This is a genomic window from Enterobacter sp. 2VL, assembly GCF_005503595.1.
Taxonomy (GTDB): Bacteria; Pseudomonadota; Gammaproteobacteria; order Enterobacterales; family Enterobacteriaceae; genus Enterobacter; species Enterobacter cancerogenus.
On record NZ_SCNE01000007.1, the window covers coordinates 86,736 to 104,475 of the forward strand.

Consider the following 17,740-nt stretch of genomic DNA (forward strand, 5'->3'; position numbering starts at 1 on the left):
ACGGTGAAACTGTCGGGGCTTTCGGAAGTAACGCACTGAAAATGTTAGCGAGGTAAAACGTCGTCGGGCAAATTGTAGAGCTGCGCAAGGGTCACAACATTGTCGCTCGCGCCAGCAAGCCGGACTTGCGTTCCGTGCTTTTTCCCTACGGCGACAAGATGTGCCAGCATCGCAACACCGGCGGTATCCACGCGGGTGACGCTGTTCAAATCAATCAGCGTCACGCCCTTCATCGCGTCATCGCGCGCGTCCCAAAGCGGGTTGAGCAGATCCTGGTCCAGCTCACCCTTAAGCTTCAACGTTTCACCTTCACGCGACCAGCTAAGTTGCTGCGTCATTACTTCTTCTCGTCCAGGGAAATTTTCTGACGAGAGATAGACTGAAGCTGTGCAGTCAGGCCATCAATGCCCTTGGTGCGCAGCAGATCGCTCCACTCGTTCTGTTTAGTGGTGATCATGCTTACGCCTTCGGCGATCATGTCATAGGCCTGCCAGTTACCGGTCTGGCTGTTTTTACGCCACTGGAAATCCAGGCGAACCGGCGGACGGCCATTGGGATCGATGATAGTGACACGAATAGGCACAATCGTGGCATCACCCAGCGGTTGCTCCGGGGCGATCTGGTACGTCTGGCCGTGGTACATCGCCAGCGCCTGACCATATGCCTGCTTCAGGTATTCACGGAATGCGGCAAAGTAGGCTTCACGCTGCGCAGGGGTAGCATCTTTGTAATAGCGACCCAGCACCAGCGCACCCGCGTATTTGATCTGCACGTACGGCAGCAGTTCCTGATCGACCACATCGCGAAGATAGTCAGGGTTGGCGCGAATTTTTGGCTGTTCGTTTTTAAGACGATCGAAGGTTTTCTTCGCGGCCTCATCCATCAGTTTGTACGGGTTGCTCTGATCCGCCGCGTGGGCTGCGGTAAGAGGGGCGATGACCAGCATGGCAACCATTAATAGTCGTTTAAACATGAATGACTTCTCCTGATATTAATTCGCTGCACCAGGCGTCGGTGCGACATTGGTAGGGTCCTCACTCTGCGCAGGGGCAGCGTCAGACTTTTTATCATCCCCTTTACTGTTGTAAAGGAATTGACCAATCATATCCTCCAGCACCATGGCGGATTTCGTATCCTGAATCACGCTGCCATCTTTAAGGATAGTCGTTCCCAGCTCGGGATCTTCGAAACCAACGTTAAGTGCCAGATATTGTTCACCCAGCAGCCCCGAGGTACGAATGGAAAGCGAACTGGTATCGGGAATGTGGTTGTAACGCTCTTCGATATCCATCGCGACGCGCGGCAGATAGGTTTTCTCGTCAAGCGTGATATCCGCCACGCGGCCAATCACCACGCCACCGATGCGGATCGGTGAACGCGCTTTCAGGCCGCCGATGTTATCGAAGGTGGCATAAACACGGTAAGTCGGTTCAGTCCGGATAGAGGTGATATCCGCCGCTCGCAGGCAGATGAAGAGTGCTGCCAGAAGCGCCAGAAGCAGAAATACGCCGACCCAAATTTCATTTTTTCTCGTTTGCATGAACTCAATTCCCAAACATCAGTGCGGTGAGCACAAAATCCAGACCCAGTACGGCCAGCGACGAATGAACGACAGTACGTGTTGTCGCGCGGCTAATGCCCGCCGACGTAGGGATTGCGTCGTAACCATTGAACAACGCAATCCAGGTAACCGTAACGGCAAATACCAGGCTCTTAATCAGGCAGTTGATCAGATCCATCCGCAGGTCGATGGCGTCCTGCATCGCGGACCAGAAGAACCCGGCGTCGATCCCTTTCCAGTGCACGCCGACCAGCGAACCGCCCCAAATCCCGACGGCGACAAAAAGAATAGTCAGCAGCGGTAACGAAATGACTCCCGCCCAGAAGCGGGGAGAGATCACGCGGCGCAGCGGATCGACCGCCATCATCTCCATGCTGGAGAGCTGCTCGGTGGCGCGCATCAGGCCAATTTCGGCGGTTAATGCCGAGCCGGCACGTCCGGCAAACAGCAACGCGGCCACCACCGGCCCGAGCTCACGCAGCAGGGACAGGGCCACCAGCATCCCGAGGCTCGTTTCCGCACTGTAGGTCGTCAAAACCAGGTAACCCTGCAGCCCAAGCACCATGCCGATAAACAGACCGGAAACGATGATGATAACCATCGACAGTACGCCGACGTTATAGAGCTGCCGCACCAGCAGCGGCGCATGCTTGCGGAATTCCGGTTTGCCGACCAGCGCGTTGAATAACATCAATCCGGCACGCCCGAACGTCCTGATGGTTTTTATGCCACGGTGTCCAAGAGCGGCCAACGCATTTAACAGCATGAGTGGCTTAACTCCCTATTCCCAGTAAATCGTCACGATAATCACCCGCCGGATAGTGGAACGGGACAGGCCCGTCCGCAATACCGTCGAGGAACTGCCGCACGCGCGGATCGCAATTTTCCTGCAGCGCCTGAGCGCTGCCGTGCGCGACGATCCTTTTGTCTGCCACTATGTAGGCGTAATCAGCAATGCTCAGCACTTCCGGCACGTCGTGTGACACCACGATGCAGGTTACACCGAGCGCGCTGTTTAACTCAGAAATTAACTTCACCAGCACGCCCATGGTAATGGGGTCCTGTCCGACAAACGGCTCGTCGAACATGATCAAATCAGGCTCTAAGGCGATAGCGCGCGCTAATGCGGCACGGCGGGCCATCCCACCAGACAGCTCCGACGGCATTAATTTGGCGGCTCCGCGAAGCCCAACGGCCTCAAGCTTCATCATCACCGTGCTTTTCAGCAACTCAGGCGGCAGGCTCGTATGCTCACGCAGCGGATAGGCTACGTTATCAAAGACGTTCATATCGGTGAACAGCGCCCCGGACTGAAAAAGCATGCTCATCCGTTTGCGGACAGTATACAAACGCGAACGTGACATCGCCGGGACGTTTTCACCGTCGAAGAGGATTTCGCCGCCGTCAGGTGGAATTTGCCCACCGATCAACCGCAGCAGCGTCGTTTTACCGATCCCGGATGGCCCCATGATGGCAGTGATCTTGCCTCGCGGGACAGTCAGAGAAATATCTTCAAATATCAATCGGTTGCCGCGAGAGAAACTGACGCCACGGACATCGACTAAATTCGCCATCGTTTGGCTCATTTATGGTTCCTTTCTTACCGTGCTTCACGTTTGCATGAAGCCTAAATCAGCCCTAAACCCCACATTTTTACAGAATATTAGCCGTGGAGGTTAGCGAAAGCTGGCATTTGTTTTACTTTTCCGGCGCATAAAGTCAAAATTAGGAATTCGTTACGCCTCAGACTGTATGCAGCGCCCACAATAATTTTTGCGCGGTGGACCGGCGAGTATACCTGAAGAAAGGACTTTTGATGCTTTTAGCAACAGCACTGTTAATTATTGGTTTACTTTTGGTGGTCTACAGTGCTGACCGTTTGGTGTTTGCCGCATCAATCCTGTGCCGGTTGATGGGCGTCCCGCCTATCGTCATTGGGATGACGGTGGTTAGCGTCGGAACCTCTCTTCCGGAAATCATCGTTTCGGTCTCGGCATCGCTGCATGGCCAGGTTGATCTGGCGATTGGCACGGCGATTGGCTCAAACATCGTCAACATTTTACTCATTTTAGGCTTAGCCGCCCTGCTGCATCCATTTCGCGTACATTCTGATGTTCTGCGCCGCGAACTGCCGCTAATGTTAGTCGTAAGCCTGCTGGCTGGCTACGTGCTGCACGACGGTGTGTTGAGCATTGATGACGGCATTTTCCTGCTCGCGCTGGCCGCGATTTGGCTGCTGTATAGCGTTAAAATTGCCCGTAACGCCGAGAAACAAGGAAATGACACCCTCACGCGTGAGCACGTCGCTGAACTGCCGCGTGAGGGGACGTTACCCGTCGCCCTGCTGTGGCTGGGCGTCGCGCTGATCATCATGCCAATGGCCACGCGTATGGTGGTGGATAACGCGACCGTGCTGGCAAATTACTTCGCGATGAGCGAACTGACAATTGGCCTGACGGTGATCGCCATCGGGACCAGCTTGCCGGAACTCGCCACCGCCATTGCGGGCGCGCGTAAAGGCGAAGATGATATCGCGATAGGCAATATCATCGGCTCGAACATTTTCAATATCGCGATTGTCACGGGTTTGCCGGCGCTGATTGCGCCGGGGCCGTTTAACCCGATGGTCTTCTCGCGCGATTACGGCGTGATGCTGCTGGTGAGCGTGATATTTGCCCTGCTCTGCTGGCGCAAGCAACGACAGATTGGTAAAGGCGCAGGCGCGCTGCTGACGGGTGGTTTTATCGTATGGATGGCGATGCTGTACTGGCTTTCGCCTCTTCTCTCTGGGTAAACGGAAACGCATTATGTCGCAAATAGAATTGCAGCCGGGTTTTGACTTTCAGAAAGCAGGTAAAGACGTTCTGGAGATTGAACGTGAAGGCCTGGCGCAGTTAGATCAGTACATTAATCAGGATTTTAGTCTGGCCTGTGAGAAGATGTTCTACTGTGCCGGTAAAGTCGTGGTGATGGGTATGGGCAAATCCGGCCACATTGGGCGCAAAATGGCGGCGACCTTTGCCAGCACCGGCACCTCGTCCTTTTTTGTCCATCCTGGTGAGGCCGCACACGGCGACCTGGGTATGGTCACGCCGCAGGACGTCGTGATCGCCCTGTCGAACTCGGGCGAGTCCAACGAGATTTTAGCGCTGATCCCGGTTCTGAAGCGGCTGCAGGTGCCCCTGATTTGCATGACCAGCCGTCCGGAGAGCAGCATGGCGCGCGCCGCCGATATCCACCTGTGCGTGAAAGTGCCGAAAGAAGCCTGCCCGCTGGGTCTGGCACCGACCTCTAGCACCACCGCGGCGTTAGTCATGGGCGACGCGCTTGCCGTTGCGCTACTGGAAGCACGCGGCTTTACGCCCGAAGATTTCGCCCTTTCTCATCCCGGAGGCGCGCTGGGGCGTAAGCTGCTGCTGCGGGTCAACGATATTATGCACACCGGCGACGAGATCCCTCACGTAAGCAAAGAGGCCTCGCTGCGCGATGCGTTACTGGAAATCACGCGAAAAAATCTGGGGATGACGGTTATCTGCGATGACCTGATGAAAATCCAGGGGATCTTCACCGATGGCGACTTGCGCCGCGTGTTTGATATGGGTGTGGATGTCCGCACGCTGGGCATTGCCGACGTCATGACGTCAGGCGGCATCCGCGTGCGTCCCGGCACGCTGGCGGTTGAAGTGCTCAACCTGATGCAGTCCCGTCATATTACCTCAGTGATGGTTGCCGATGGCGACCAACTGCTGGGTGTGGTACATATGCATGATCTGCTGCGCGCGGGCGTAGTGTAATGAAGGATAAGACAATGAGTAATGCGGGTGCATCCCTTGCAACCTGTTATGGCCCGGTCAGTACCCACATGATGGCAAAGGCGGAAAATATTCGCCTGTTGATCCTCGATGTGGACGGTGTGCTCTCCGACGGCCTGATTTATATGGGCAATAACGGCGAAGAGCTGAAAGCATTTAACGTACGCGACGGCTACGGCATTCGCTGTGCCCTCACGTCGGGCATTGAAGTTGCTATCATCACAGGACGGAAAGCTAAACTGGTAGAAGATCGCTGCGAAACGCTGGGGATTACCCACCTCTATCAGGGGCAGTCTGACAAAATGATGGCCTTCAGGGATTTACTGGGGAAACTGGCTGTCGCGCCGGAAAACGTTGCCTACGTGGGCGACGATTTGATTGACTGGCCGGTCATGTCAGAGGTGGGGCTGAGTATCGCCGTTGCCGACGCCCATCCGCTGCTTATTCCGCGCGCTGACTATGTTACTCACATTAACGGTGGCCGCGGTGCCGTACGTGAAGTCTGCGATCTGCTTCTGCTGGCGCAGGGCAAGCTTGATGAGGCCAAAGGGCAATCGATATGAGTAAAACCAGACGTTGGGTTATCATTCTGCTGACGCTTGTCGTACTGGTACTGATTGGCGTGAATCTCGCTGACCGTGACGATACGCAACCGGATACGGTCAACACAAGCGATCCAACCTACAAAAGCGATCACAGCGATACCGTGGTATATAGCCCGGAAGGTGCGCTGAACTATCGCCTGATTGCCCAGCACGTTGAATATTTTTCAGATGATGGGGTCTCGTGGTTTACCAAACCGGTGATGACCACTTTTGATACGGATAAAGTCCCGACGTGGTCAATCAAGTCTGACCGCGCAAAACTGACGAATGACCGTATGCTTTATCTGTATGGCCATGTTGAGGTCATCGCCCTGACCGCTGATGCTCAACTGCGCAGAATTACCACGGATAACGCCCAGATCAACCTGGTTACCCAGGACGTGACATCTCAGGATCTGGTCACATTGTACGGCACGACATTTAATTCCAGCGGTTTGAGAATGCGCGGGAACTTACGCAGCAAAAACGCCGAGCTGATTGAAAAGGTTAGAACCTCCTATGAAATTCAAAACAAACAAACTCAGCCTTAAAGTACTTATCGCCAGCGCACTGCTGGCCGCCAGTCTTCCCGCGCTCGCTGTGACTGGCGATACCGAACAGCCGATCCATATCGAGTCTGACGCCCAGTCGCTTGATATGCAGGGTAACGTCGTCACCTTTACGGGCAACGTCGTCATGACCCAGGGCACCATTAAAATTAACGCCGACAAAGTGGTGGTCACCCGCCCTGGCGGCGAGCAGGGTAAAGAGATCATTGATGGTTACGGTAACCCTGCCACCTTCTACCAGATGCAGGACAACGGCAAACCGGTAAAAGGCCGCGCCTCGCATATGCATTACGAGCTGGCGAAGGATCTGGTTATCCTGACCGGTAACGCCTATCTGGAACAGCTGGACAGCAACATTACCGGCGACAAGATCACCTACCTGGTGAAAGAGCAGAAAATGCAGGCCACCAGCGAGAAAGGGAAACGCGTCACCACCGTGCTTGTGCCTTCGCAGCTGCAGGATAAAGGCAAAGGCCAGGCCCCGGCACAGAAGAAGAGTAACTAATTCGTTATGGCAACATTAACTGCTAAAAACCTCGCGAAAGCGTATAAAGGCCGCCGCGTCGTCGAAGATGTCAGTCTGACCGTCAACTCCGGCGAAATTGTGGGCCTGCTTGGCCCTAACGGTGCAGGTAAAACCACCACCTTCTACATGGTGGTCGGTATTGTGCCGCGCGATGCAGGTAACATTATCATCGACGATGAAGACATCAGCCTGCTGCCGCTGCACGCGCGTGCGCGCCGTGGTATCGGCTACCTGCCGCAGGAAGCGTCAATCTTCCGTCGCTTAAGCGTCTTCGATAACCTGATGGCCGTGCTGCAGATCCGTGACGATCTGACCAGCGAGCAGCGCACCGACCGCGCGAACGAGCTGATGGAAGAGTTCCACATTGAACATCTTCGCGACAGCCTCGGTCAGGCGCTCTCTGGCGGTGAACGTCGCCGCGTTGAGATTGCACGTGCGCTGGCCGCTAACCCGAAATTCATCCTGCTTGATGAACCTTTCGCGGGCGTTGACCCCATTTCCGTTATTGATATCAAACGCATTATTGAGCACCTGCGCGATAGCGGGCTTGGCGTACTCATCACTGACCATAACGTCCGTGAAACGCTGGCCGTCTGCGAACGCGCCTACATTGTTAGCCAGGGCCATCTGATTGCCCACGGTACGCCGCAGCAAATCCTCCAGGATGAGCATGTTAAGCGCGTGTACCTTGGGGAAGACTTCAGACTCTGATAGGGTAGAGGCAACGTAGCGCCGAACCGGAGAAAAATGCTCTGAATATGAAGCAAGGTTTGCAATTAAGGCTGAGCCAGCAACTGGCGATGACGCCGCAGCTCCAGCAGGCGATCCGTCTGCTGCAGCTGTCCACGTTAGAACTTCAGCAGGAGCTCCAGCAGGCGCTGGACAGCAATCCGTTGCTGGAGCAAACCGATCTTCATGACGAGGTAGACACCCAGCAAACGCAAGACGCAGAAATGCTCGACACCGTTGAGGCGCTCGAACAAAAAGAGATGCCGGACGAGCTTCCGCTGGATGCCAGCTGGGATGAACTCTACACCGCCGGTACCCCTTCCGGAACGCGTGCAGACTACCAGGACGACGAGCTGCCGGTCTACCAGGGCGAAACCACCCAGTCTCTGCAGGATTACCTGATGTGGCAGGTGGAGCTTACGCCGTTCTCCGATACCGATCGCGCCATTGCGACCTCCATTGTCGATGCCGTGGATGACACAGGCTATCTGACCGTCACGCTGGACGACATTCTGGAAAGCATCGGCGACGAAGACGTTGAGCTGGAAGAAATTGAAGCCGTGTTAAAGCGCATCCAGCGCTTCGACCCGGTCGGTGTGGCGGCGAAAGATCTGCGCGACTGCCTGCTTATCCAGCTTTCGCAGTTCGCCAAAGAGACGCCGTGGATCGACGAAGCCCGCTTAATCATCAGCGATCATCTGGATCTGCTCGCCAACCATGACTTCCGTTCGCTGATGCGCGTCACGCGTCTGAAAGAAGAGGTGCTGAAAGAGGCGGTGAATGTCATTCAGTCCCTCGATCCGCGCCCCGGCCAGTCGATCCAGACCAGCGAACCGGAATACGTGATCCCTGATGTGCTGGTGCGAAAGCATAACGGTCGCTGGGTGGTTGAACTGAATTCAGACAGCATCCCTCGTTTGCAAATTAACCAGCAGTACGCCTCCATGTGCACCAGCGTTCGCAACGACTCCGACAATCAATATATTCGTAGCAACCTTCAGGAAGCGCGATGGTTAATCAAAAGTCTGGAGAGCCGAAATGATACGCTACTGCGCGTAAGCCGCTGTATTGTCGAGCAGCAGCAGGCGTTCTTCGAACAGGGCGAAGAATTTATGAAGCCGATGGTGCTGGCGGATATCGCCCAGGCCGTCGAGATGCATGAATCAACCATTTCCCGTGTGACCACGCAGAAGTATCTGCACAGCCCACGCGGTATTTTTGAGCTTAAGTATTTCTTCTCCAGCCATGTGAATACCGAAGGCGGCGGCGAAGCCTCGTCAACGGCAATCCGTGCACTGGTGAAGAAGTTGATCGCCGCGGAAAACCCCGCGAAGCCACTGAGCGACAGTAAGTTGACCACCCTTCTCTCCGATCAGGGTATTATGGTGGCTCGTCGTACCGTTGCGAAGTACCGAGAGTCTTTATCCATTCCGCCGTCTAACCAGCGTAAACAACTGGTCTGACTCAACCGATAAGGAAGACACTATGCAGCTCAACATCACTGGACAAAACGTCGAAATTACTGAGGCCCTGCGCGATTTCCTGAACACGAAGTTCGCGAAATTAGAGCAGTATTTCGAAAGGATCAACCAGGTCTATATTGTGTTGAAAGTGGAGAAAGTGACTCATATCTCGGATGCCACCCTGCACGTAAACGGGGGTGAACTGCATGCGAGTGCGGAAGGGCAAGACATGTACGCGGCTATCGACGGCTTGATTGATAAGCTTGCACGACAGCTCAATAAACATAAAGATAAACTGAAACAACACTAATTGTCCGGGCAGTTAACGGGTGCAGGAAGGCCTGTTGTGAAACACAACAGGCCATTTGTACAGTTAGCGCTTAGGTGAAATTATGATGAACAACGATTCCGCTCTTCAATTGAGCAATGTCCTGATCCAGGAATGTACCCGCAGTGGCGTTCACTGCCAGAGCAAGAAACGTGCGCTGGAGATTATCAGTGAGCTGGCCGCAAAGCAGTTGGGCCTGCCGCCGCAGCTGGTATTTGAAGCGATTCTGACCCGTGAAAAAATGGGCAGTACCGGTATCGGCAACGGCATCGCGATCCCGCACGGCAAGCTGGAAGAAGACACCCTGCGTGCCGTCGGCGTGTTTGTGCAGCTCGAAACGCCCATCGCGTTCGATGCCATTGATAATCAGCCGGTCGATCTCCTCTTCGCCCTGCTGGTGCCAGCCGATCAGACGAAAACCCATCTGCATACGCTGTCACTGGTTGCTAAGCGGCTGGCCGATAAAACCATTTGCCGTCGACTGCGCTCAGCCCAAAGTGATGAGGAGCTGTATCAAATTATCACTGAAGCAGAAGGCAATCAGGATGATGCATAACCGGGAGATGGCCTTCACATCTGTTGCCCTGAGGAGAAACGGAACATGGTGTTGATGATCGTCAGCGGTCGTTCAGGGTCGGGGAAATCCGTCGCCCTGCGCGCGCTGGAAGATATGGGCTTTTACTGCGTAGATAACCTGCCGGTGGTGCTCTTGCCCGAGCTGGCTCAAACGCTCGCGGACAGGCAGATCTCGGCGGCAGTGAGTATCGACGTCCGCAACATGCCAGAGTCGCCGGAAGTGTTTGAGCAGGCGATGAGCAACCTGCCGGAGGCTTTCTCGCCTCAGTTGCTGTTCCTTGACGCCGACCGTAACACGCTGATCCGTCGCTACAGCGACACGCGTCGTTTGCACCCACTCTCCAGTAAAAATCTCTCCCTGGAAAGCGCCATCGATCAGGAGAGCGACCTGCTGGAGCCGCTGCGCTCCCGCGCCGATCTGATTGTCGACACCTCCGAAATGTCCGTCCACGAGCTGGCAGAGATGCTGCGTACCCGTCTACTGGGCAAACGCGAGCGTGAACTGACAATGGTATTCGAATCCTTCGGCTTTAAGCACGGTATTCCGATCGACGCGGATTATGTCTTCGACGTGCGATTCCTGCCGAACCCCCACTGGGATCCCAAGCTGCGTCCAATGACCGGTCTGGATAAGCCCGTCGCGGCGTTCCTCGACAGACACACAGAAGTTCACAATTTTATCTACCAGACGCGAAGCTACCTTGAGCTATGGTTACCTATGCTGGAGACCAACAACCGTAGCTACCTGACGGTGGCGATTGGCTGTACCGGCGGTAAACATCGCTCGGTTTATATTGCCGAGCAGCTGGCCGATTACTTCCGCTCACGCGGCAAGAACGTTCAGTCCCGTCATCGCACGCTGGAAAAACGTAAAACATGACCGTAAAACAGACCGTTGAGATCACCAATAAGCTGGGTATGCACGCCCGTCCGGCGATGAAGCTGTTTGAACTGATGCAGGGCTTTGACGCAGAGGTGTTGCTGCGCAACGATGAGGGGACCGAGGCAGAAGCCAACAGCGTGATTGCGTTGCTGATGCTGGATTCTGCCAAAGGTCGTCAGATTGAGGTGGAGGCCACCGGCCCGCAGGAAGAAGAAGCGCTGGCCGCGGTGATTGCCCTGTTTAACGCTGGGTTTGACGAAGACTAACCCTCAGCGCAAAGGCGGGTGGCGCGATGCTGCCCCGCCCTACATAAGCTTGTTACGCTCCATAAACCCTTCCCCACCCAGCTGGCGCATCTGCCGCATGATCCACGCCTGACGGCTGCGCACATACCCTGTCGGCGCGTTTGCTTTAAAGCGGATCGGATTCGGCAGGACGGCAGCCAGCAGCGCTGCTTCAGACATACTTAACCGGCTCGCGGGCTTATTGAAATAACGTTGTGAAGCGGCCTCCACGCCAAACACGCCGTCACCGAATTCTGCGATATTGAGATAGACGGTCAAAATGCGCTTTTTACTCCAGACCGTTTCAATGCCCAGCGTCAGCCCGGCCTCCAGCCCTTTTCTCACCCAACTGCGGCCATCCCACAAAAAGAGATTTTTCGCGGTTTGCTGCGATATCGTCGATGCGCCGCGCACCCGGTTCTCATGGCGTTCGTTATGAGCAAGCGCCTTTTCGATCGCCGCCACGTCAAAACCCCAGTGCTCCGGGAATTTCTGATCTTCTGCCGCCATCACCGCCAGCCCCATCCACGGCGAAATCGACTCCGTGCTCACCCAGTCAGCGTGTGCAACGTAGCCAAAATCCCCGGTGAGCCAGGCACTCAGCTGCCGTTCGACCATGACGGCGGAGAAAGGCACCGGTACGATGCTGAACAGGGCAATCCCGCCACCCCAGAATACCGCCAGCACCACCACGATGCGCACCAGGATGCGTTTCACCCATGCGCCTGCTCCCCATTTGCGCTTCATTCGCTCAGAACCAGCACCCGGTCCACCAGCTTATCAATGCCCGTGGCGGCCTCAGCGATACTCTGCGCCAGCATGTACGCGGGCGTGGTGATAATCTTGTTCTCTTCATCGACCACAATGTCGTCCACCGGGCAAGGAACATGTTCGCCCCCCATCTCTTCGATAAGGTCGGCCGTATCGATATCGGTCCCGATGGTCAGACGCAGCGGGAAATCAAAGATTTTCGGCAGCATCGCGGGCGCAATACAGATAAAGCCCAGCGGTTTACCCGCCGCATGCATTGCCCTGGCGAGGGAGCGTAAATCGGGATCAACATGGCACTCTGCCCCCTGGGCAGCAAAGGTGCTGAGATTTTTGGCCGCACCAAAGCCTCCCGGCACGATTAATGCGTCGAGCTGTGACGCGTCTGCCTGCCCCAGCGGATGAATATCCCCGCGGGCGATGCGCGCCGCTTCAATCAGCACGTTACGGCTTTCCGCCATCGGTTCGCCGGTGAGATGATTGATCACATCCGCCTGGCTTTTATCCGGCGCGAAGCAGACCACCTCCGCGCCCTGGCGGGAGAGCGCCAGAAGGGTTAATACCGCTTCATGGATCTCCGAACCGTCGTAAACACCGCAGCCACTCAGCACGACACCTATTTTTTTCATCTTGAGGATCCTTCTTTGCAACGTACTGAAGCACATTAATAATTTTGATTAAAACGCTATGCTTCACACATTTCACTGATTCATGTAACAAATCATTTAAGATTTGCTATCTTATCTGCGTGCGGCCTAAATATTCAGGCGGCGTCCATGCGAAAACAACACAAAAAATCCGGCGCAGCCACGATTTCCCTGGTGTTGGCGCAGTATTCGCGCACCCCGGTTAAGCCGGGGTCATTTTTTTCTGGCGTCCACCCAGGCTTTCAGCACCGCCACATCGTTTTGCCACTCCTGTTTCATCTCTTCAACCCATTCAGCCACATTATCTTCCCAGGCAGGAAGATCCGGCGACTGGATCTGCTGGCCGAGCTGCTGCAGATGGCGCAGGCCGACCGAACCGGCGGCACCTTTGATTTTATGCCCTTCCTCGACAATGCCTTTTTGATCCCGCGCGGTCAGGTTGGACTCGAGCACGCTCAGATAGCCCGGCATCATTTTCTCAAATATGGCCAGGCCATCGGTAATCAGCTTAGGTCCGACCAAATCGATATACTGCTCCAGCATGGCAGTATCCAGTATCGTTTGGGCTTTCGCGCTATCAACAGACGTCATGGTGCTCTCCTCTTCATCTCGGGTATCCCAGAACTTCTTGATCATGGCGGTCAGGGCAGGCACCGCCAGCGGCTTGCTGAGCACATCATCCATACCGGCATCGAGGTACTCTTTTTTATCCTTCAGCACGTTCGCCGTCAGCGCAACCAGCGGAGGCAGATCTTCCGCCGCATAGGTGCGAGTCAGCTCGCGGGAGATGTCCAGGCCGGTCATGTCCGGCAGCTGGATATCCAGCAGAACGAGGTCATATTCCCCCGGTGTGAACATCTCCAGCGCGGCTTTACCGGTCATGGCGACGTCCACGCTGTTACCGAGTTTCTCCAGCACCGAGCGGGCGACAATCACGTTCAGCTCGATGTCTTCCACCAGTAAAACGTGCAGCGCCGGCAGCGGCATATCGTCACTCTCAAATGTGTCTTCGACCTCTTCGGCCACCGCTGGCGCATGGACCGTCAGGGTGAAGGTCGAGCCTTTACCCGGCTGGCTGGAGACGGTGATATCCCCTCCCATGCTCTTCGCCAGTCGTTTTGAGACGGCCAGACCAATGCCGGTACCCGTCGCGGGCTTGCCGCCCTGGCTGTCTTTGACCTGATAATACATAGCAAAGATTTTATCCTGCTCCTCCTGCGGGATGCCGATCCCCGAGTCTTCTACCTCAAAGCGCAGCATATCCCCTTCTTCATTGCGAATACGCACCGCGACCCGGCCCCCGTGCGGGGTAAATTTCACCGCGTTGCTGATGAGGTTCCACAGGATCTGCCGCAGGCGCGTGCCGTCCGTCACCACTTTATGCGGCAACGGCAGGGTTGGCTCCATCACGAAGCTCAGCCCTTTTTGCTGCGCCTGAAGGCCGGAGAGGTTTTCCAGGTCTGCCAGGAAGCCGGTGAAGTCTACCGGCTGGTTATCGAGCTGCACCTTGCGACGCTCCATCTTATCCATGTCAATAATATCGTTGAAGATATTGCCCAGCGTAACCGCCGAAACGTGGATCGTTTTAAGGTATTTTTCCTGCTCAGCGGTCAGGTCGGTGTCGAGCAAAATACGGCTCAGCCCCACAATACCGTTGAGCGGCGTACGCAGCTCGTGGCTGATGGTGGAGATAAAGGTGGTCTTATCGCGGCTGGCGCGCTCCAGCGCGTCCTGATAGCGCTTACGCTCGGTGATATCGCGACCAAAGCCCATCAGACCGTGACGTTTACCCACGCGGTCGTAGTACGGCACCTTGCGGATCTCAAAGCAGGCCTTACGCCCGTCCGGGTAGTCCAGCCACTGTTCGTAGGTCAGTGAAACGTTGTGGCGGAACACCTTTTCGTCGGTCTCCATCACCTTGGCGGCCGCCTCTTCGGAGTAAACATCCTGCGGCTTCAGGTTCACCAGCTGTTTTTCACTTTTCCCGGTCAGCAGCTCCATCGCGCGGTTACAGCCGGAGAACTCTTTATCTTCGTTTCGGTAGAACACCAGATCCGGCGAGGCATCAAGGAAAGAGCGCAGGAAAGAGGATTGCTGCTCGAGCTGGATCTGCGTAACTTCGCGCTCCTTCATCTCAATTTTGAGCTGCTCAAGCGTGGTCTGACGCTCGGCTTCGGCCTTCTCGCGGTCAGTAATTTCCTGATTTAACTGGGCGATATTGTCTTTGAGCTGGACGTTGAGCTTAAGATCGCGCTCGCGCATCTCCTCCAGCTTATCAACCAGCTTTGACAGGCGCTGGCGAGACTCCTCCAGTTGTTCCACCACCACAGAGAGGAAATAGACCGCCCACGGCGTAATTAACAGGCCAAAGAAAATGGAGCGGATGACGTCGATGCTCTCGACCTGGCCATGCAGAACCATGGTCACGGCCATTTGCACCACAATTGCCAGGACGACCAGTGCCAAAGCCAGCAGCATGGAGAAACGCACCAGCCCGAGCTTCATCATCAGATCGACGTAATACTGGGCCAGCATTCGAATTTGCTTCATAGAGGATCCCTTCACGACGTTATGGCTCAATAATACTCAAATTCGCGGCGAGGCGTGGAAGGTTGTGAGAAAAAGTGCGGGGTGAAACAGGAGATTAGCTTCGCTCCCGGGGATCCGGGAGCGAGAAAGCCGCGTTATCAGGAGCGTCTCAGCAACATCCAGAGACTGATCAGCAAGAAGCTGGCGCTTGGCAGCAGCGCACCGATGATGGGCGGGATGCCGTATACCAGCGTCAACGGACCAAAGATCTGGTCAAGCACGTAGAACACGAAACCAAAGCTGATCCCGGTGACCACACGCACGCCCATCGGCACGCTACGCAGCGGGCCAAAGATAAATGACAAGGCCATCAGCATCATTACCGCCACCGACAGCGGCTGGAAGATTTTGCTCCACATATTGAGCTGATAGCGCCCGGCATCCTGGCCACTCGACTTCAGGTACTTGACGTAGTTATGCAGGCCGCTGATGGAGAGCGCATCAGGATCAAGCGCCACCACGCCCAGCTTGTCCGGCGTCAGGTCGGTTTTCCAGGTGCCAGTGACCGTCTGCGTACCGGTGATTTGCTTCGGATCGGTCAGGTTTGATTCATCCACCTGCGAAAGACGCCACTGTTTGTGCTCGTGGTCGAACTTCGCCGACGAGGCGTGACGAACCGACTGCAGGCGGCGCTCGTTGTTGAACGCGTAAATACTCACCCCGCCCAGCTCGTCGTCACCTTTCACACGTTCGATATAGACGAAGTTGTTGCCATCTTTCGCCCACAGCCCCTGCTGCGTTGAAAGCAGCGAGCCGCCGTACATGGCCTGCGCACGATAGTTACGCGCCATCTGTTCGCCCTGCGGCGCGACCCACTCGCCAATCGCCATGGTCAGCAGCACCAGCGGAATCGCGGTTTTCATCACCGACAGCGCAACCTGCATACGGGTGAAGCCTGACGCCTGCATCACGACCAACTCGCTGCGCTGTGCCAGCATCCCCAGACCCAGCAGCGCCCCCAGCAGAGCCGCCATCGGGAAGAAGATCTGCACGTCTTTTGGCACGCTGAGCAGGGTATACATCCCCGCGCCCAACGCGTCATAGTTGCCCTGTCCGGCTTTTTTCAGCTGATCGACAAATTTGATAATGCCCGAGAGCGACACCAGCATGAAAAGCGTCATCATGATGGTGGTAAAAATCGTTTTACCGATATAGCGATCAAGAACGCCAAATGCCTGCATTAGATGGCTCCTTTACGCGTAAAACGGGCGCGGATCCTGCGCACAGGCACCGTATCCCATACATTAAGCCCCACTGCCAACAACAGATACAGCCCATTGACCACCCAGGTCCAGATGGCTGGATCAATCTTACCTTTGCCACCGTTAGACTTAATCGAGGTTTGTAACAGGAAGAACACCAGGTAAAGCAGCATGGCGGGCAGCATGGAGAGCACGCGCCCCTGACGTGGGTTCACCACACTCAGTGGCACCACCATTAGCGCCATCATAAACACTGTGAAGACCAGAGTGATACGCCAGTGCAGCTCAGCGCGCGCGCGGTCGCTGTCTGTCGCGATCAGGGTACGCATATTCATCTGTTCGGTATCAGTGGGGTCGAGCGCAACGGTCTGATGACCGACAATCGCCTGATAGTTCTGGAAATCGGTAATGCGGAAGTCGCGCAGCATCGCCGTGCCTTCAAAACGTGTGCCTTTATTGAGCGTCACGATCTGAGAGCCATCTTTACGCTGCGACAGCTGGCCTGAGTCCGCCACCACCACAGAGGGGCGAGCGTTACCTTTCGGGCGCAGCTGAGCAAGGAAGACATCGTTAAATCGGTTGCCATCCACGCTTTCGATAAACAGCACAGAGTTGCCGTCGCTGGCCTGCTGGAACTGCCCTTGCGCTAACGCGGCGAGTCCCGGGTTGGCTTTCGCTTCGGCCAGCACCTCATCCTGATGCCGGGAGGAGGCGGGCCCCGCCCACATCACATTCACAGCAGCAATAATACCGGTGAACAGTGCCAGCACCATGGCCGCCTTCACCAGCACGGCTTTACTCAAGCCGCAGGCGTGCATCACCGTAATTTCACTTTCGGTATAGAGCTTACCGAGCGTCATCAGCAGGCCGAGGAAAAGGCTTAACGGCAGGATCAGCTGCGCCATTTCCGGCACGCCTAACCCCAGCAGGGAAAGCACCAGATTCGTTGGGATTTCGCCGTCAACCGCCGCGCCGAGGATCTTGACCAGCTTCTGACAGAAAAAGATCAGAAGAAGGATAAAGAGGATCGCCAGTTGGCTCTTCAGCGTCTCCCGCACCAGATATCTTATGATTATCACTTTAAATACGCCCGTAAAAACTCGTCTTTTGCAGGAATTTAGCTTGTTTCATGGCTTAAACGTCATTTATTCTCTTGAGTCGTCGAAATCATCGCTAAGATTAAAAAACCCGGCGGAATCGCGATACAGCTCATTACATG

General features: G+C 55.5%; 21 protein-coding genes. 11 read left to right on the forward strand and 10 right to left on the reverse strand.

Annotation, left to right across the window (positions count from 1 at the left end):
• Positions 1–44: 44 nt before the first annotated feature.
• From mlaB to mlaF, 5 genes are read right to left on the reverse strand one after another with little or no spacing between them, the layout of a single operon-like run.
• Positions 45–338: a lipid asymmetry maintenance protein MlaB gene (mlaB, locus tag FFS28_RS16770; RefSeq protein ID WP_058609401.1), complete on the reverse strand. Its 294-nt coding sequence runs from the start codon at positions 336–338 to the stop codon at positions 45–47.
• The gene (gene mlaC, locus FFS28_RS16775; RefSeq protein ID WP_006178779.1) at positions 338–973 is read right to left on the reverse strand and encodes a phospholipid-binding protein MlaC; all 636 of its coding nucleotides are present in this window, start codon (positions 971–973) and stop codon (positions 338–340) included. Before mlaC ends, mlaB begins: the two co-directional genes overlap by 1 nt.
• A gap of 18 nt (positions 974–991) precedes the next feature.
• On the reverse strand, positions 992–1,540 hold the full coding sequence (gene mlaD / locus FFS28_RS16780) for an outer membrane lipid asymmetry maintenance protein MlaD (RefSeq protein WP_006178780.1): 549 nt from the start codon (positions 1,538–1,540) through the stop codon (positions 992–994).
• Positions 1,541–1,544: 4 nt separating this feature from the next.
• The gene (gene mlaE / locus FFS28_RS16785) at positions 1,545–2,327 is read right to left on the reverse strand and encodes a lipid asymmetry maintenance ABC transporter permease subunit MlaE (RefSeq protein WP_006178781.1); all 783 of its coding nucleotides are present in this window, start codon (positions 2,325–2,327) and stop codon (positions 1,545–1,547) included.
• Between the two features lie 7 nt (positions 2,328–2,334).
• Complete coding sequence (gene mlaF / locus FFS28_RS16790; RefSeq protein ID WP_006178782.1) at positions 2,335–3,147, reverse strand: phospholipid ABC transporter ATP-binding protein MlaF; 813 nt, start codon at positions 3,145–3,147, stop codon at positions 2,335–2,337.
• 230 nt (positions 3,148–3,377) lie between these two features.
• Between mlaF and FFS28_RS16795 the strand changes: the two genes are divergently transcribed.
• The 11 genes from FFS28_RS16795 (at position 3,378) to npr (ending at position 11,297) form a co-directional block, all read left to right on the forward strand.
• A complete protein-coding gene (locus tag FFS28_RS16795; RefSeq protein ID WP_006178783.1) occupies positions 3,378–4,355 on the forward strand; it encodes a calcium/sodium antiporter in 978 nt (325 codons plus the stop codon).
• Between the two features lie 13 nt (positions 4,356–4,368).
• A complete protein-coding gene (gene kdsD, locus FFS28_RS16800; protein ID WP_006178784.1) occupies positions 4,369–5,355 on the forward strand; it encodes an arabinose-5-phosphate isomerase KdsD in 987 nt (328 codons plus the stop codon).
• A gap of 14 nt (positions 5,356–5,369) precedes the next feature.
• Positions 5,370–5,936: a 3-deoxy-manno-octulosonate-8-phosphatase KdsC gene (gene kdsC / locus FFS28_RS16805; protein WP_058609399.1), complete on the forward strand. Its 567-nt coding sequence runs from the start codon at positions 5,370–5,372 to the stop codon at positions 5,934–5,936.
• Entirely contained in the window at positions 5,933–6,508 is a 576-nt protein-coding gene (gene lptC, locus FFS28_RS16810; protein ID WP_006178786.1) for an LPS export ABC transporter periplasmic protein LptC, read from the forward strand. Before kdsC ends, lptC begins: the two co-directional genes overlap by 4 nt.
• Positions 6,477–7,031: a lipopolysaccharide ABC transporter substrate-binding protein LptA gene (gene lptA / locus FFS28_RS16815; protein ID WP_006178787.1), complete on the forward strand. Its 555-nt coding sequence runs from the start codon at positions 6,477–6,479 to the stop codon at positions 7,029–7,031. The genes lptC and lptA overlap by 32 nt, the downstream gene beginning before the upstream one ends.
• Before the next feature lie 6 nt (positions 7,032–7,037).
• Positions 7,038–7,763, forward strand: a complete 726-nt coding sequence (lptB, locus tag FFS28_RS16820; protein WP_006178788.1) for an LPS export ABC transporter ATP-binding protein — start codon at positions 7,038–7,040, stop codon at positions 7,761–7,763.
• A gap of 47 nt (positions 7,764–7,810) precedes the next feature.
• Positions 7,811–9,244 carry an RNA polymerase factor sigma-54 gene (rpoN, locus tag FFS28_RS16825; protein WP_137903515.1) on the forward strand — a complete coding sequence of 478 codons (1,434 nt, stop codon included), beginning with the start codon at positions 7,811–7,813 and terminating at the stop codon, positions 9,242–9,244.
• 22 nt (positions 9,245–9,266) lie between these two features.
• Entirely contained in the window at positions 9,267–9,554 is a 288-nt protein-coding gene (gene hpf / locus FFS28_RS16830; protein WP_006178790.1) for a ribosome hibernation promoting factor, read from the forward strand.
• 82 nt (positions 9,555–9,636) lie between these two features.
• Positions 9,637–10,128: a PTS IIA-like nitrogen regulatory protein PtsN gene (gene ptsN, locus FFS28_RS16835; protein ID WP_137903516.1), complete on the forward strand. Its 492-nt coding sequence runs from the start codon at positions 9,637–9,639 to the stop codon at positions 10,126–10,128.
• 45 nt (positions 10,129–10,173) lie between these two features.
• On the forward strand, positions 10,174–11,028 hold the full coding sequence (rapZ, locus tag FFS28_RS16840; RefSeq protein ID WP_006178792.1) for an RNase adapter RapZ: 855 nt from the start codon (positions 10,174–10,176) through the stop codon (positions 11,026–11,028).
• Positions 11,025–11,297 (forward strand): PTS phosphocarrier protein NPr, encoded by a 273-nt coding sequence (gene npr, locus FFS28_RS16845; protein WP_003861872.1) that lies wholly within the window; start codon positions 11,025–11,027, stop codon positions 11,295–11,297. The genes rapZ and npr overlap by 4 nt, the downstream gene beginning before the upstream one ends.
• A gap of 39 nt (positions 11,298–11,336) precedes the next feature.
• Here npr and mtgA read toward each other — a convergent pair whose 3' ends face one another.
• The 5 genes from mtgA to lptF form a co-directional block, all read right to left on the reverse strand.
• Positions 11,337–12,062: a monofunctional biosynthetic peptidoglycan transglycosylase gene (gene mtgA / locus FFS28_RS16850; protein ID WP_137903517.1), complete on the reverse strand. Its 726-nt coding sequence runs from the start codon at positions 12,060–12,062 to the stop codon at positions 11,337–11,339.
• The gene (gene elbB, locus FFS28_RS16855; RefSeq protein ID WP_137903518.1) at positions 12,059–12,712 is read right to left on the reverse strand and encodes an isoprenoid biosynthesis glyoxalase ElbB; all 654 of its coding nucleotides are present in this window, start codon (positions 12,710–12,712) and stop codon (positions 12,059–12,061) included. The genes mtgA and elbB overlap by 4 nt, the downstream gene beginning before the upstream one ends.
• Before the next feature lie 231 nt (positions 12,713–12,943).
• Complete coding sequence (gene arcB, locus FFS28_RS16860) at positions 12,944–15,280, reverse strand: aerobic respiration two-component sensor histidine kinase ArcB (RefSeq protein ID WP_006178795.1); 2,337 nt, start codon at positions 15,278–15,280, stop codon at positions 12,944–12,946.
• Positions 15,281–15,417: 137 nt separating this feature from the next.
• Positions 15,418–16,500, reverse strand: a complete 1,083-nt coding sequence (gene lptG, locus FFS28_RS16865; RefSeq protein WP_137903519.1) for an LPS export ABC transporter permease LptG — start codon at positions 16,498–16,500, stop codon at positions 15,418–15,420.
• A complete protein-coding gene (gene lptF, locus FFS28_RS16870) occupies positions 16,500–17,600 on the reverse strand; it encodes an LPS export ABC transporter permease LptF (protein WP_137903520.1) in 1,101 nt (366 codons plus the stop codon). The genes lptG and lptF overlap by 1 nt, the downstream gene beginning before the upstream one ends.
• Between the last annotated feature and the right edge of the window lie 140 nt (positions 17,601–17,740).